At 52.5% G+C, this 14,679-nt stretch carries 17 protein-coding genes and 2 pseudogenes; 7 read left to right on the top strand and 12 right to left on the bottom strand.

What is annotated here, in order from left to right:
* Positions 1–45: 45 nt before the first annotated feature.
* Together uraH and AC4LF3_RS22445 are read right to left on the bottom strand one after the other, a co-directional pair.
* A complete protein-coding gene (uraH, locus tag AC4LF3_RS22450) occupies positions 46–447 on the bottom strand; it encodes a hydroxyisourate hydrolase (RefSeq protein ID WP_491836775.1) in 402 nt (133 codons plus the stop codon).
* 12 nt (positions 448–459) lie between these two features.
* Positions 460–924 carry a heme-binding protein gene (locus AC4LF3_RS22445; protein ID WP_491836774.1) on the bottom strand — a complete coding sequence of 155 codons (465 nt, stop codon included), beginning with the start codon at positions 922–924 and terminating at the stop codon, positions 460–462.
* Between the two features lie 174 nt (positions 925–1,098).
* Here AC4LF3_RS22445 and AC4LF3_RS22440 point away from each other — a divergent pair, with 174 nt between their 5' ends.
* The 3 genes and pseudogenes from AC4LF3_RS22440 to AC4LF3_RS22430 all read left to right on the top strand — a co-directional run bounded on the left by AC4LF3_RS22440 (position 1,099) and on the right by AC4LF3_RS22430 (position 3,752).
* Positions 1,099–1,827 carry an SDR family NAD(P)-dependent oxidoreductase gene (locus AC4LF3_RS22440; protein WP_491836773.1) on the top strand — a complete coding sequence of 243 codons (729 nt, stop codon included), beginning with the start codon at positions 1,099–1,101 and terminating at the stop codon, positions 1,825–1,827.
* A gap of 608 nt (positions 1,828–2,435) precedes the next feature.
* A pseudogene (locus AC4LF3_RS22435) lies at positions 2,436–3,206 on the top strand (PAS domain-containing protein); the annotation flags it as partial.
* Positions 3,207–3,218: 12 nt separating this feature from the next.
* On the top strand, positions 3,219–3,752 hold the full coding sequence (locus AC4LF3_RS22430; protein ID WP_409440457.1) for a methyl-accepting chemotaxis protein: 534 nt from the start codon (positions 3,219–3,221) through the stop codon (positions 3,750–3,752).
* Between the two features lie 91 nt (positions 3,753–3,843).
* Here AC4LF3_RS22430 and AC4LF3_RS22425 read toward each other — a convergent pair whose 3' ends face one another.
* Together AC4LF3_RS22425 and AC4LF3_RS22420 are read right to left on the bottom strand one after the other, a co-directional pair.
* Positions 3,844–4,521: a potassium channel family protein gene (locus AC4LF3_RS22425; protein WP_491836772.1), complete on the bottom strand. Its 678-nt coding sequence runs from the start codon at positions 4,519–4,521 to the stop codon at positions 3,844–3,846.
* A complete protein-coding gene (locus AC4LF3_RS22420; RefSeq protein ID WP_491836771.1) occupies positions 4,511–5,845 on the bottom strand; it encodes a TrkH family potassium uptake protein in 1,335 nt (444 codons plus the stop codon). The genes AC4LF3_RS22425 and AC4LF3_RS22420 overlap by 11 nt, the downstream gene beginning before the upstream one ends.
* A 395-nt stretch (positions 5,846–6,240) precedes the next feature.
* On the opposite strand from AC4LF3_RS22420, the gene AC4LF3_RS22415 reads away from it, so the two are divergent.
* Positions 6,241–7,386 (top strand): hypothetical protein, encoded by a 1,146-nt coding sequence (locus AC4LF3_RS22415; RefSeq protein ID WP_491836770.1) that lies wholly within the window; start codon positions 6,241–6,243, stop codon positions 7,384–7,386.
* A gap of 179 nt (positions 7,387–7,565) precedes the next feature.
* Here the strand turns inward: AC4LF3_RS22415 and AC4LF3_RS22410 are convergent, their stop codons facing one another.
* Positions 7,566–7,712, bottom strand: coding sequence for a hypothetical protein (locus AC4LF3_RS22410; protein ID WP_404628026.1), 147 nt, complete (start codon positions 7,710–7,712; stop codon positions 7,566–7,568).
* 229 nt (positions 7,713–7,941) lie between these two features.
* On the opposite strand from AC4LF3_RS22410, the gene AC4LF3_RS22405 reads away from it, so the two are divergent.
* The gene (locus AC4LF3_RS22405) at positions 7,942–8,766 is read left to right on the top strand and encodes an HDOD domain-containing protein (RefSeq protein WP_074829070.1); all 825 of its coding nucleotides are present in this window, start codon (positions 7,942–7,944) and stop codon (positions 8,764–8,766) included.
* Positions 8,767–8,814: 48 nt separating this feature from the next.
* Here AC4LF3_RS22405 and AC4LF3_RS22400 read toward each other — a convergent pair whose 3' ends face one another.
* From AC4LF3_RS22400 to AC4LF3_RS22390, 3 genes and pseudogenes are all read right to left on the bottom strand, one after another.
* Positions 8,815–9,177 (bottom strand): hypothetical protein, encoded by a 363-nt coding sequence (locus AC4LF3_RS22400; RefSeq protein ID WP_010798781.1) that lies wholly within the window; start codon positions 9,175–9,177, stop codon positions 8,815–8,817.
* Between the two features lie 632 nt (positions 9,178–9,809).
* Complete coding sequence (locus AC4LF3_RS22395; RefSeq protein WP_425281450.1) at positions 9,810–10,649, bottom strand: methyl-accepting chemotaxis protein; 840 nt, start codon at positions 10,647–10,649, stop codon at positions 9,810–9,812.
* A gap of 15 nt (positions 10,650–10,664) precedes the next feature.
* Positions 10,665–11,672 (bottom strand): annotated as a pseudogene (locus tag AC4LF3_RS22390) (cache domain-containing protein); the annotation flags it as partial.
* A 480-nt stretch (positions 11,673–12,152) separates the two neighbouring features.
* On the opposite strand from AC4LF3_RS22390, the gene AC4LF3_RS22385 reads away from it, so the two are divergent.
* A complete protein-coding gene (locus AC4LF3_RS22385) occupies positions 12,153–12,383 on the top strand; it encodes a hypothetical protein (RefSeq protein WP_491836769.1) in 231 nt (76 codons plus the stop codon).
* Between the two features lie 44 nt (positions 12,384–12,427).
* On the opposite strand, the gene AC4LF3_RS22380 is transcribed toward AC4LF3_RS22385, so the two are convergent.
* From AC4LF3_RS22380 to AC4LF3_RS22365, 4 genes are all read right to left on the bottom strand, one after another.
* Positions 12,428–12,571: a hypothetical protein gene (locus tag AC4LF3_RS22380; RefSeq protein ID WP_010798784.1), complete on the bottom strand. Its 144-nt coding sequence runs from the start codon at positions 12,569–12,571 to the stop codon at positions 12,428–12,430.
* Between the two features lie 491 nt (positions 12,572–13,062).
* Positions 13,063–13,209, bottom strand: coding sequence for a hypothetical protein (locus AC4LF3_RS22375; RefSeq protein WP_010798786.1), 147 nt, complete (start codon positions 13,207–13,209; stop codon positions 13,063–13,065).
* Between the two features lie 119 nt (positions 13,210–13,328).
* Positions 13,329–13,739 carry a carboxymuconolactone decarboxylase family protein gene (locus AC4LF3_RS22370; RefSeq protein ID WP_019364671.1) on the bottom strand — a complete coding sequence of 137 codons (411 nt, stop codon included), beginning with the start codon at positions 13,737–13,739 and terminating at the stop codon, positions 13,329–13,331.
* 32 nt (positions 13,740–13,771) lie between these two features.
* Positions 13,772–14,140 carry a MerR family transcriptional regulator gene (locus AC4LF3_RS22365; protein WP_150346282.1) on the bottom strand — a complete coding sequence of 123 codons (369 nt, stop codon included), beginning with the start codon at positions 14,138–14,140 and terminating at the stop codon, positions 13,772–13,774.
* 97 nt (positions 14,141–14,237) lie between these two features.
* Here AC4LF3_RS22365 and AC4LF3_RS22360 point away from each other — a divergent pair, with 97 nt between their 5' ends.
* Complete coding sequence (locus AC4LF3_RS22360; protein ID WP_491836768.1) at positions 14,238–14,483, top strand: hypothetical protein; 246 nt, start codon at positions 14,238–14,240, stop codon at positions 14,481–14,483.
* Positions 14,484–14,679: the final 196 nt, after the last annotated feature.

Genomic DNA, 14,679 nt, shown 5'->3' with positions numbered 1-14,679 from the left:
ACCGACACAATGGCAACATCTTCTCAGGACTCGTTGACTGACGTCCTATGAACCCCGATAGGTGCTGAAACCATACGGGCTGAGCAGCAGTGGGATGTGATAGTGCTGGTCCGTTTGTTTGACTTCAAAGATTACAGGTATTTCAGGAAAAAAGGTTTCGTGGCCGGTTTTCTTGTAATACTCGCCGGTCTTGAAAACCACTCGATACTCACCTTTGTGTAAGGGCTTATCACTGGGATACAGCTCAGCGATGCGACCTTGCTCGTTGGTGGTGCCTTGGGCCAGCGGCTGCCAAGCTTCTCCCATGTGACGCTCAAGCGTTACATTCACACCGGATGAGGGTACGCCAGTCTCAAGGTTAAGCACATGTACGCTAAGTGGATTATTGGCAGCGACAGCCATGCCGGACATTGCTGTCATACCCAGTGCCAGTATCAAAGTCTTCATGGTGGTTCTCCTTTAAGGGTTAGTTTTCAAACCTATTGCCAAGGCAGCCTCGATCGCACATTGCTCATCCTGGGCAGCGCCGCCAGCACCTGCTACGCCAAAAGCGCCTACCAGCGCGTCGCCTTCATAGAGGGGCACACCGCCTCCAAGCAGCAATAGCTCAGGCAAGGTATTGAGGTTGGCAGCCTCCGGATTCTGACGGGCCTTTTCAGCCAGCAGGCGTGTCGCTGTCTTGGTAGACAATGCGGTATAGGCCTTGCGGCGGGCAGCATCTGCGTTATGAGGGCCCACCCGGGTATCGCGCTGAATAAGAATGGGGTTCCCACCGCGATCAAGCGCTGCCATTGCAGCATGACAGGACGCAGCGTCCAACAGGCGACGAGCTGTGGCCAAATCCAGCTCCGCCTGTTTCGGTAAGGCGGCTTCTGCTTGCATTACTGCCAGCATGAGCAGTGTGAATGTAACGATTCTGTCCATGACAGGGCTCCTTGGTTGGATCGATATACCCTAACCAGGCCGCACGGTCAGAAACGGGTCATTGCAATGACATTTTTGTCAGAAACCGCGTGATGCATGTATGACATACCCATTTAACTAGACACCGGGTGTAGTGCTAGGCTTTCCCAACGTACTGCTCAAGGACCATCTTCAATGGAAGTGAAACCACCTGCGTATCGCCCTGGCGCCATCGTTATCGGTGCCTCCTCCGGAATGGGTGAGGCACTGGCGCGCCGTTTGGTAACAGAAGGCTGGCGGGTCGGTTTGGCTGCGCGAAAAGCTGAACGCCTTCAAGCACTCGCCCAGGAACTAGGTGATCACGCCATCATTTGCCCACTGGACCTGATGGAAATAGACGGAGCCCGGATAGCTCTGAAAGGCTTTATCCAGCAGGTAGGTCACGTTGAGCTGGTAGTCATCAGTGCGGGGACAGGCCATGTCAATCCGGACCTGACTTGGCAGCTCGATGAAGAAACTATCGCTGTCAATGCACTGGGCTTTGCGGCCATGGCCCAAATAGCCATGAAGCATTTCATAGCGCAGGGACAGGGTCACCTGGTAGGAATTTCATCCATTGCCAAGCTCCGTGCCAATGGGGGCGCTACCGCCTATTGCGCCTCGAAGGCCTTCGTCTCGACATACCTGGATGGCCTGCGCGATCTGGCACGTCGCCATAAACTGCCTGTGACGGTAACCGAGGCATGTCCCGGCTTTGTCGACACCGACATGTTGAAAGCTGATAAACCCTTCTGGGTGGTTACGCCTGAAAAAGCCGCCGATTGTATATATGGCGCCATCAGGACGCGTACCAAGCACGTCTATGTCACCAGGCGCTGGGGCTTGATTGGTCGTCTGCTGCGCCTGCTGCCTTCGCCCGGTTGATGGTAGCTTCAGGCACTCGGGACGGGCACTTCTCAAGCGAGCTGTCCGTGATAACGGGTATACGGCAAGTTCATCGTATGCGTCTTCAAATACAGTGGATTGCCAAGGCGCGGCCCAATCGATGATTGCTTTATAACTGCACGGATGGCCCTTAACGTCTGATAGGGTCAAGCCGGTTTCTTGACAGGATATCCGCTACGTATAACGGTCTATACCTCGCTGTGTCTTCAATAACAGGCCATGACTCTAATTTTGCTAGAAGACGTTTATTAAAGATAAACGAAGATTAATCTTTAATAGCATTTAAAGACGTCCTCATATCTATCTTTCCTGTTTTATATTGGCGCTTCAAAGGCGTGCCTATATGTATACCAGCGTAAAAAATAGTGGCCACGCTAATGAATAAGCAGACTTGATATTTATAGGCTATCAATGCCTCCTGTCCGAAACCTTCAATTAACAAGTGTTGTTTTTACCTGCAAAAGCGTTTCAGCACATTGGGGTGCGTTAAACATGCAACCGCCTGTCGCCACTATTAACTGGTTCACCTTAAGAAAAAAATAATAGATCCGAAAAGCTATTTATCCTTACTTACCTCTGGTCCAGTCATGTTCAATTCGCATCTCAAACAAGAACTCGCTTCTCTCAAGGAAGAAAATGCCTCGCTACGGCAGATCCTAGAAGCACTTGAAGCAGAAATGATGACATTGAGGCTGGACAACAACGGCATCATCCAGACCGCCAATGAACAATTTCTTCAAGCGATGGGCTATTCAAAATCAGAAATGGTAGGTCAGCCCCTCGATAAATATATTCCTCCTTACGTTAAACAGCTGGAATGCTATAAGGGCTTACAAGCCGCCATCAAACAGGGCAAACACATTAGCGGTCTTTATCGACTTTCCAAAGCGGATGGCAACCTGGTGTGGCTGCGTGCTGTATGGCAGACGCTAAAAGACCAGGATGGTAGAGCTGCGGGAGTCATCTGCCTGGCGAGTGATGTCACTGAGTCTGTGGATGTGGCCACTGAGAATGCAGGCGTTATCAATGCGTTGCGTCGTTCCACCGCCGTGATTGAGTTCAACCCAGCCGGTGAGGTGCTCAACGCAAACGATAATTTTCTCCAAGGGATCGGCTATCGGCTCGAGCAAATAAAGGGCAAGCATCACCGCATGTTTTGCGAACCGGAAGAATACAACTCCGAAGCGTACCGCGAATTCTGGCGGCGGCTTAACCGGGGCGAATATGCTTCTGGCCGCTTCAAGCGTATAGACAGCATGGGCCGCGTGTTATGGCTCGAGGCGAGCTACAATCCGGTCTTTAACACCCGTAATGAGCTCTACAAGATCGTGAAATTTGCCACAGTCATCACCGAACAGGTCAATCAGCAAATGGCCGTTGCCGAGGCCGCCGATATCGCCTATCGCACCTCGCTACACACTGACGATACAGCCAACAAGGGTGCCTCGGTTGTGCAGGATACGGTGAGCGTGATGCGTCAGATTGCCGATGAGATCCAGGTGGCTTCCGATGGCATCGAGGCGCTGAGCAAGCAGTCATTGCTGATCAATACAATCGTACAGACTATCAGCGGCATTGCTCAGCAGACCAACCTGCTAGCTCTTAACGCAGCCATTGAGGCAGCACGTGCCGGTGAGGCGGGCCGGGGTTTTGCAGTGGTTGCAGATGAGGTTCGTCAGTTGGCGGGGCGGACTAGCCTCGCAACGAAGGAAATTGTCGATGTGGTGCAGCAGAACCAGTCACTGGCCGAAGCCGCGGTTGCCAGTATGGCGACCAGTAAAAGCCAGACCGAACATGGCCTTGGTTTGGCAAGCGAGGCTGGCTCGGTAATCCTGGAAATTCAGGATGGTGCCAAAAAGGTGGTAAGTGCGGTAGAGCAATTTGCCAATCAGCTGGAAAGCTGATTCATAAAACGCTGAAAATGACATCCGCCCCGTAAAGCTGAGCGGATGTCAACCAATAAGGACTATCAAGAGGCTTGTATTGATACGGCCGCTAAACCTGAGCTGAAAACTTTTCCACCAGTTTGGTCGTGCCCGCTACGATCAAGAAATCACCTTCATGTATCTGTGTGTCTGCTTTGGCATACACGAAGTCTGTCTTGGGCCGCTTGAGGCCGATCACGGTCACGCCGTAGCGTGTACGAATAGCCGATTCGGCTAGCGTTTTTCCATGGGCTTCCTGTGGCGCTCCGGTTTTGGCAATGGCGAAACCATCCTCAAACTCGATGAATTCGAACATCTTGCCTGTCACCAGATGAGCCACGCGCTCTCCCATGGCGGCCTCTGGATAGACAACATGATGAGCACCGATTCGCTCAAGAATCTGTCCATGCTTTGCGCTCATGGCTTTGGCCCAGATGTCTTTCACACCCAGCTCCTGAAGCGCCAGGACGGTTAGAACGCTGGCCTCAAGGTCGCTACCAATGCCAACAACAGCATGTATGAATTTATCAACGCCCAACTGGCGCAAGGCTTCGATATTGGTGCTGTCGGTTTGAGCGACATGGGTCAGCCGGTCGGACCAGTTCTGGACGAGGCTTGCATCCTCGTCCAGCCCTAGTACTTCATGCCCCATGTCGATTAGCGATTCGGCAACAGAGGCACCAAAGCGGCCCAGACCGATAACGACCACGCTGTCACTGCGGGTCGACGAAAAGAGTTTATCCAACAATGGGGCGTTCCTCAGGATAGCGATAAGGTTTGTTTCGGCTACGCAAGGCCAGGGCAGTTGCCACGGTAATCGTCCCGACGCGGCCTACGAACATCAGGACGATGATAACGACCTGCCCTGTTGGAGGAAGATCAGCTGTGATTCCCGTGGAAAGACCTACAGTGGCAAAGGCAGAAATTGTTTCGAACGCGATTTTTTCAAGAGGAAACGAGGTCACACTGATCAGAATGAGTGTTGCACTCGCGACCATGGCAGTTCCCAAAAGAACAACAACCAGTGCTTGGCGTTGCGTTTCCGAAGCGATCCGTCGGTTAAAGACTGCGGTATCCGTGTTACCCCGGATCTCTGCCCAAACCACAAAGAACAGTAAAAAGAAGGTAGTAACCTTTATACCTCCAGCGGTACCCGCGCTACCGCCCCCGATAAACATCAGGATGTAATGGATAGCCAAGGTCTCTGTGGTGAATTGCCCGACGTCTAAACTATTAAAACCAGCTGTACGCGCGGCAGCAGAATGGAAAAAGGCGGCCAACAGCTTGGCCCCTGTGTCGAGAGGACCAAGTGTGCCGGCGTTATTCCATTCATATCCCAGCATGGCTACTGTACCGATGATCAACAGGAGCGCCGAGCCCAGCAAGGTAATGCGCGTATGAACAGACCATGGCCGGTTTTTCCGGCGCATGTGCCTGAGCTCATACAGTACGGGAGAGCCGATGCCGCCTATGATCAGTGCAGCAGTGATGGGAAGAATCACGATAGGGTCTGCGACGAACCCCATCAGATTATCTGAGTAAGTAGAAAACCCGGCGTTATTGAACGCCGAAATCGCGTGGAAAATACCATTCCATGCGGCACCCTCCCAAGGCTCCTGATAAGCAAAATGCAGATGGAAAGCGAGCAGTGCAGCTATCGTCAACTCGACTGTGAGCGTAACGGCCAACACCAATCGCAGCACCTCAACGACATCACCCAACCCAAGCAGGCGGGTTTCACTCTGGGCCAATAATCGGCTGCTCAGTTGCAAGCGTCGATTAACCAGAAGACCCAACAAGGTTGCACCACTCATGATGCCGATTCCGCCGATCTGGAACAGAACAAGAATGATGACCTGACCGAAGCCGCTCCAATACGTAGCAGTGTCTACGGTGACAAGACCGGTCACACAGGTTGCCGAAACCGCAGTAAACAAGGCCGTCAGAAAGGGAGCGCTCGCTTCACCGGCTCGCGCCACTGGCAACATGAGTAATGACGTGCCTATCAGTATGGTAATCAGGAAGGCCAACGGCACCAGCCGGGCGGGATGTTTTATGGTATTTCGCAGCAAGGGCCTGTTCTCGAGTCATTGTTTTGTAGGGCATTTACATTATGGCAAGACGCAACGATATGCGCGTCTATGAGACCACAGTGAGAAAACGGCGTCCTGAAAAACTCTTATGATTGGCAACCTAATAAATAGCCTGACTATTGTTGGCATCCTTCCAAAGCCGTTCCTATACTCAAGCTGCTTTACGCACCGGTTGGGTGCCATGTTGACTCATTTGAGTGTTGGTTAGGGAAGACCAGAATTCTTGCCTGCCCGTTCTGATGCGCTTTTACATGGCTCCAAGCCATTTGCTGATAGATACCCGCAGGCCAGACGCCTATGCAATTGTGGGTGAGCCGTCATCAGTTGATAACGATTTCAGCGGTCTCATAACTTTGATATAGGGAGATTTTTCAATGCCTGCGCTCAAACCCCTCGCTCTTGCCGTACTGGCTACCCTCACCCTGCATGCTCATGCAGAAAACAACACGGTAGATCTTAATCAGGACGGCGAAAACAACACCTCCACGATCGAGCAGAGCGGTACGTCCAATAACTTTACGCAAACGCAGACAGGGCAAAACGGTTACGGATTCATTGAGCAATCCGGTACTGAAAACAGCGGCACGGTCTATCAAGAGGGCGTTGGCAACAGGACGCAATTTATCCAGGAAGGCGGAAGCCTCAACGTTGGGCAGATTTACCAGTCGGGCAATGAGAATACGGCTTATATCACTCAAAGTGACTACGAACATCGCGGTATGGGGTTTCGTGGCAAGGCCGATCAAGATACCGCAATCATTGAGCAAAACGGCACGGCAAACAACGCTGGCATCAACCAGACCCTATCGTCTTACAGCAATGCCTCCATACGCCAGAATGGCGACAATAACGATGCTAACAGTGAGCACTACAGCTCCAACTACGGAACTCAAACGACAGTTCAGGAAGGCAGCGGTAACAGAAGTGACATCTTCCAGTCCTTCAGCGAGTACCCAATCGCCTCGGTTTATCAGTACGGTAATAACAACGATGCGCGGGTTTCTCAGCTGATCGATAACAGCGTCGCGCTTGCTACCCAGGAAGGAAATGGAAATAGCATCAGGCTGACGCAGAACAGCATCTTTGGGGAACCCTCTGCAAATAATGCTACTGCACGTGTCGATCAGTCCGGCGACCTCAATAAAGTCGATATTACGCAGGGCGGGACCTACAACGAAGTCAATGTATCGCAAACAGGTAACAGCAACGTTGTAGGCGTGGCAGGAGAGACGTCCTACAACGTGGCCCAGACAGGTAACCGCAACTTCCTGTCATCGGTTCAGGACGGAACGGGTAACGAGCTGTACTTCAACCAGAACGGCGATGACAACGAACTGTATGTATCACAGTCGGGTGATGCCAACACGATTACGGCTACGCAAACCGGCATAGGCTATTCGGCCATTCTCTCTCAGAATGGCTCAGCCAACAGCATGAACGTAACCCAATCTTCTCAGGGCGATATGGCGACCATTACCCAGAGCGGTACGGGTAACACTGCGACACTGACACAGCGTTAACCGCTGACGCTGGCCCGGTTCAGGCGCCTTGCGAAAGGCCTCTGAACCGGGCTCTTATCCTTAAATACAGGTTCCCACAGGGTCTACCGGCGGCGTATTGTCATCCTCCGCAGGCATCTCGTCCGGGTGAGTCTCGTCTGGAACACCGTCATCGAAATGACGATGAGGATCGTTGTCCATCAGCTGTACTCCGGGTCAGTCGGATTCTTTTGAGGAAGACGCTCATCGGGGGCATGCTCACGCTGATCATCACCGATTGGCTCATCCTGTGATGAAGGGGTTGGATCGATTTCCGGGTCGTCCGGTGCCTTTTGGAATTCAACCATCAGTCTTCTCCTGTGCAGTGGGTGCCCTTTTTGTTGGGCAAGTCAATGGCCACTTTGTTCAGGCTGGCTGAGCGCTTGGAGTTATTGCAGCAGGGATTGAAGACGAGGATCCGTACTTTACTGGACTATTACACGTCTCCTGCACCAGCGAGCCGACGTCTGACCCCTAGCGACTTGGCAAACCTTTTCTATGCTTTGGAATATACCGTTCAGGCATCAAGGAGCCTTCATGAATATCGACACCCTGTTCAATGAGATTCACAACCTGCCCAGCGTGCCCAAGGTCGCCCAGGATCTCATCCAGCAATTCGATAACCCTTCCTCCAGCCTGGACAGTGTTGCGCGTAATGTAGAGCGGGATCCCGTTATTGCCGCCAAGGTATTACGCCTCGCCAATTCGGCCCGGTTCAAGGGTGCTCGTGATTCGACCAGCATCGAAGATGCCACCATGCGCCTGGGCTTCAATACGCTTCGTACGTTGGTTCTGGCGTCCGCCATGACAGGCGCGTTCAAGGTGGACTCAGGCTATAACCTAAAAGCGTTCTGGACTCACAGTTTTCGGGTAGCCAGTATCTGTCGACTCCTGGCAAAGCAGCTGGGCAAAGACCCGGACACAGCCTTTACCTGTGGCATGATGCATAACATTGGTGAGCTGCTGATTCAGGCGGGTGCGCCTGACTATGCAGCCACGCTGAACAAGCAACCTAAAAGGGACGCTACGGGACGAGCAGCGGATGAGACCGTGCAACTAGGCTTTGGCTATCCAGAAGTAGGGGCAGAGCTGGCAAAGCGTTGGCAATTACCCAAGGTCATTCAACAAGCGATCGCTTATCAAGGTCGTCCCACCCAGGCACCTGCCGAGGCGGACGATTACCCACGCATTGTGGCGCAAGCAGTAGCGATCAGCGATGTCTACGAAGCCCATGGTGCCACGCCTGAGGCACAGCAGCATCTGACCGGCCCCCTGTTCAACGGACTAGATACAGACAAGCTGTTTGCTGCCTTACCCGACGTGCTTGAAGCCGACAAAGCGTTTGCCGAACTGATCGGCTGAACCCTGCCCGGCAGCCATGTGCTGCCGGGTATCACCTCAGCTTAACGGTCAGGTCGCCGGAACGACAAGATCGCCGCCGGGCCGGCGAAAGCCCAGCATGTTGCCATAACGCATGACCCCCCAGGTTTCCACGACCGGACCGGAGCGCAGCATCATGCGGACTTTGACTTCACTCTGGTAACTGGGAATGACGGTACAGGCCTTGGCCTGCTCGCCAGGGATATGGAAGGTGTTCTGTGGATCCAGAGCGGCCTGCGGGCAACGGTCAAAGCCGAAGACCGGCACTTCTGCACCATTCACCACGATCTTGAAGCCGGGGCCCATCGTGATCACAGGAGGCAGATCAGCCCATGCAAGACCACTTGTTACACCAAGGGCCACGGTTGCCGCCAACATACGGATTGCCTTCATAGACTGGCTCTCCTCTACCTATAAAGCACTACCACTTAAGACTAGAACCGCTAATCACGGAGGGGTTCCCCTAAGTCTTGTAGAGCAGGCCCAACGGTCCTGACGATACGGCGTTCATGTTTCAACTGATCGTGTTACCGGTCAAAACCCAAACGCCGCCTTGTAGTTGAAGGCTATGCTCATCAACTAGACGCTGGATTGAGCTATAGGAGACACAGGAAAAAAGACTTTTTTCAGGAAATCTTGCATGCGTTTGATAGGCAAAGTGACGTGCAAGAAAACAAAGCGGAACGCTCTTTTTGAATAAACGAAAGGCTGAATCGGCTATGTCTATGCCTATCTGACTGCCTGGTTCAGTACCAGAAAGATCGCTCAGGATCGCAGTACAGACATTGGATAATCAGCCCCGCAATGCGTTCTATCCGACCCAAAGGTTGAGCTGTAAGACTAGCGCATTAACCAAACCGGCTGAGCTTGTGCTTTTCATGAGCTAACCATGCGCTTTATGGCTTACGCCGGCGTTCTAGCTCGTTGCCAATAGCATTTCCGCAACGCCAGCTACGGGCTCTCACATCCATACCTGGCGGTGTCAGGAGGGGCTTGCAACCATGCGTACCCCTCCTGAAGGCTGATTACGTCCGAAATCCTCCGATCAATCCATGTAGCTCCTCAGAAAGATGCTCCAGACGTACGGCATCTGTACGAGCCGCTTGAGCCAACCGCTCTACCACCAGGGCGTCGTCATGAATATGCGAAATATGTCGATTGATATCTTCGGCGACCTGATGCTGCTCTTCGGCAGCCGCAGATATCTGTATGTTCTGATCGCGAATATTGTCGACCGAGCAGCGGATCTGCTCAAAGCTAACCCTGGCTAACTGAATGCGCTCGACGCTGTTATGGGACATCGACAAGCTGTTTTGCATCTGTTTCGTGACTTCCTGGGTGCGCCGCGCCAGACCGCCCAAAAGCCCGTCAATCTCTCCGGTTGAATCAGACGTGCGCTTGGCTAACGCTCGAACCTCATCGGCCACTACGGCAAAGCCTCTGCCCTGCTCGCCTGCTCGAGCCGCCTCGATGGCAGCGTTCAGGGCCAGCAGGTTTGTCTGATCGGCAATCGAGCGGATTGTGTCGAGGATGGCATTAATGTTCTTGCTGTCCTGCTCAAGAACAAGCATCGCCTGGGTAGCCTGCGCGAGGTTGTCACTTAGCTGCGAAACACTTCCTGTAGCCTCGTCGATCTGTAGTTGACCATTATGTACCTCGCGGAAACCGGTATCTGCCGATACCGCGGCCTGACTACAAGAGCGCGCCACTTCGTTGGCTGTAGCAACCATCTCATTGAATGCAGTAGAAACAAGCTCTACGGCTTCGCGTTGCCGGCCTGCAGCATCGTTGATCTGATGCGCGACGCGTGTACTGTCGTGGGAGGCTTGCTGCAACCCTGTCGATGCACTGCTGACGCGCTGCACAAGCTGACGGATTGTGTCCAGGAACTGGTTGAACCAACGCGCAAGCAGCGCTGTTTCGTCCTTGCCACGAACGGTCAAACTCCGGCTTAAATCACCCTCACCCTGTGCAATGCCCTCCAGCCCATCGGCTACGCTGCGGATTGGCTTTGCAATCAAACCGGCGAAGCTGGCGCCCACCAGAGCAAAGATAATAACCAAAACCGTAGCGATCAAAGCGATCTGCCAAGTAAGGCTCGACGTTCTAGCCATCACCTCGTCGCGCTGAATCAACCCGATGAAGCGCCAGCCCAGGTCTGGCGAAGACCAGACATTTGCCATGTACTGCACACCATCAAGTTCAACTTGCTGCAGTCCACTCGTAGCGCTCGCCAAGCGAGCGTATTCATTACCTAAATCCTTTAGCGACTTAAAGTTATGCTCTGCATGGCTGGGATCGACCAGTACGTTACCATTGTCTTCGACCAGCATAAGGTAGCCGCTATCACCCAACTTGATCTGTTTAACCAGGTCGGTCAGCTGCTTGAGCGACACATCCAGCCCAAGCACGCCAACTGGCCTGCCCTGAGCATCGTCTATGGTGCGTACGGTTCCCATTAGCACCACATCGTCAGGTGCCCAGTAATACGCTGATGTCCGTACCGTTTTGCCCGGATTATCCATGGCGGTCTTATACCAGGGTCGTACCCGTGGATCGTAATTGCTGAGCTTAGGATCGTCCGGCCATAGTGCATAGCCGCCATCAGCCTGCCCTACTGACAAATAGGCCGTAGCGGGATGCGTAGTGGCAAATCGAGTAAAAAGATCAAGCATTACCGCGTTGCTGCTGGGTGTTGGCAGTTGATCAGCATTGGGCTGCATATAACGTTTGAGTGGCTCTGTATTTGTCACAGCGGGCAGCTTGGCGAGATACTCAACGTTCTGGCTGATGCCGGCAAAAAATTGCTGCATAGCATTGTCGATCTGGCGAATTTCACGACTACTGCTATCAATGAAGTCGTCCTGAGCCTGGCTGCGCAGGTTCATAGCCACAACGACCGCTATCAGAAGCACAGGTGTACAGGCAATGGCCGCAAATGCGCAGGTAAGTTTTTGTTTGATATTCATAACGGCCTTGCTCCAGCGAAAGCAATAGGTGGTATTTGCCAATCAAGGTGGGGCAAAGGAGTAATGAAAGACTCGATTGGTATGAAAGTTATCTGCTGGAAGCTTGATAGCTGTAGGCCTAACAACGTTTTTAAACGTGTGCAAATGCAACCTTGAGGTCAATGAGAAAACCAAGCTATCTCGAGGACAATATCGATAATTAGAAAGATAGCTCTGCAATATTTTTAGTAGTACCCCACTAGTTCAGCCAAATCGTTTTAGTCTGTACATTTAAATATTTGGCGCCAAGGTTACCGCAGAGCGCTAATTACGCAGCGCAAATAGCATCTAACCATGACGGATTGAAATTGAAGCCTGAAAACCGTGTCTATCAACATGCATCTTCTTGAGGACGACCGTATGGATGGGCACGAAAACTATGAAGCACTGACGGGCAAGTCGTGGACGGCAGCTGTGACAGAGTGGAATCAACTTGAGCAACGGGTACAAGAAGCAGCCACTCAATATCTCGAATGCGCAGCACCTCATCAATCGGATGAACGGAAACAGCTCGAAACGGCCTTGAGATCACGACACAGCGAAGCGGACGCGTACTGGAAAAAGATGTGGGAAGATCTTGATCGCTGTTAGCAAAAAGCCCGGTCATATAACCGGGCTTCTATTCGAGTATTCGACTACAAGGGACGATTTACATCGTCATCATCCAAAGTATCGTCTGGCATAGCGGGATCAACCACATCGCCACCAATACCTGTATCGTCTGGTTTAAGCGGATCAGGGCTTTGCGCTGTTAGTGGAGCGTGCTCATACGTAGCCATGGTGCATCTCCTTTCTTATAAGGCCAAAGCGGCCTTATAACTTGGAGTCGTCAAACCAAGAAGTGTTCGCACCACCGTTTCCGCTCGTCTAATTAGCTGAACAATAAAAGCTCGGCATAAAACCGAGCGTTCATCTACGCAGATCAGTCCAGCAGGCTATAGGTAATCGTCGCTAAACATAAAAAGGTCAGAATCCCAATTCCCAGCGCTATAGGCATACACATCATCCCAAAGGACAGGTATTCAAGCAGCCAACCCATAATGCCAAATAAAAGAAAAAGAACAGCTGCACCTACCGCTAATGCGCTTCCTTGTCTTACCAAGAAACCACCGCCTGACCTGACCATAATGATGCCTCTGCAGGAGCAGCGATTGCTGCTGTGCAGAGATATCATGTTGTGACAGGATTCACATCAAATACTGTATTAACAATCCGACCGTTAATCTGATACCTCAAGCCTTGCATTGGCAGGACTTGAGGTAACCCTCTATCAGATGCCACCTTCTTCATCGGCCTCGTCAGGTGCCTGGTCAGGGTCCAGTGGTGCCATCTCGTCATCGTTCGCACCTACTTCATCACCCGGACCTAATGGATCAGAGCCCTGCATCCGCCATGTGTCGATTGGTTGAGTATTCATATACACCTCGAGTGGGGTCCTAAATGACCCTATCGTTGGACAGCACTTGTAGGGCTTCATTGAATCCGTGAAACGCTTTGAATCAAACGGTCTTTATGAATACCCAAGCCTTGGCGGCCTTAATGCTCTGGTTCCGCTACTGGTTGATCCAAAGTATCTAGCGATGCAAAGACCTCTCGGGCTGCGAACAGTCCGTTCAATGCCGCTGGGAAGCCTGCATAGACCGCCATCTGCATGATGGTTTCAATGACTTCTTCACGCGAAACACCTACATTCAGCGCGCCCTGGATATGTACTTTGAGTTGAGGCGCTGCATTCCCCATAGCCGTGAGCGCCGCCACCACTGCAATTTCTCGACTTTTAAGGTCAAGACCGGGACGAGAGTAGATGTCTCCAAACGGAAACTCGATTAGATAGCGTGCAAAGTCCGGAGCGATGTCAGCAAGACTGGCGACGACGCGCTCGCCTATCTCACCATCGATTTCCTTTAACTTCTCAAGTCCGCGTTCATAGCGCGTTGCAGTGTTCATCAGGCGTCTCTCCATGGTAGCTAAGGGTTATGTCAGGAATGCTCCAGCGCCTGGTAGTGCTCGACCTTGGCTTGCAGGGCATCGGCAGACTTTTTCATGGCCTCGATCTGGGCAAGTACCTCCGCCAAGTGATCCTCCAGCAAGCGACGGCGCTCGGATACGGTTGAGTCTCCAACAGCACGCAACTTTGCGAAGGTCAGCATTTTTCCGATAGGCATCTGGGTGGTACGCAGCCTTAGAAGAAAACTGATCCAGGCCATGTCTGATGCTGCGTAACGCCGTTGGCCGCCAGGGGCTCGGCCAACAGGCGCAATCAACCCGATACGCTCGTAGTAGCGCAACGTGTGAGCCGTCAGACCAGTACGCTTGGCAACTTCATCTATCGTTAAATTCGAGTCCATGGAGAGGATCCTAGAGGTTAGAGTGCGCTCTAAGTCAAACACTTTTTTCTGCTCGCCGACACCTCTTCATGTTATGCCGCAATCGTCTGGAGACCGCTTGCTACAGACGCGGCTGCCCTATCCCTCGAAGGACTTGCGAGGCCAGCCACTTAAACTGATTACGGAGGCTGTCGTAGGAGGCGCTGCCGGCCATGTTGCGGGACATCACGACAGTGCAGGTGCGGCGGCAGGATGCGCGGTTGGCCATCACGAGGCCAATAAGAAGGACAAAGCCAAAGATACCCAGTCGGAACAAGAGATCCAGTGCCGCGCAGTCAGGCTCCTCTCAGGCGGCACCGGCTGATAAATAAACAAGATCGCCATAAGAGCACTGCCGGTACAGTAACCGGCAGGCAGCTGAGTGTCTTTTAAAGGTAACGTCTTTGATACCCGCCTGTTGAGCCTGAACGTCTGTCTTTGACAAACGTTCAGATGACTCAAACACTAGCCGGATCGGCTGATAACGATAACCAAGCGTAGCTCAGCAAAACCGAGTCAAT

It is taken from the genome of Pseudomonas sp. C2.3V (assembly GCF_058536325.1).
The sequence above is the reverse complement of the archived record's forward strand: the minus strand, read 5'-3'. Positions and strand labels throughout refer to the sequence as shown.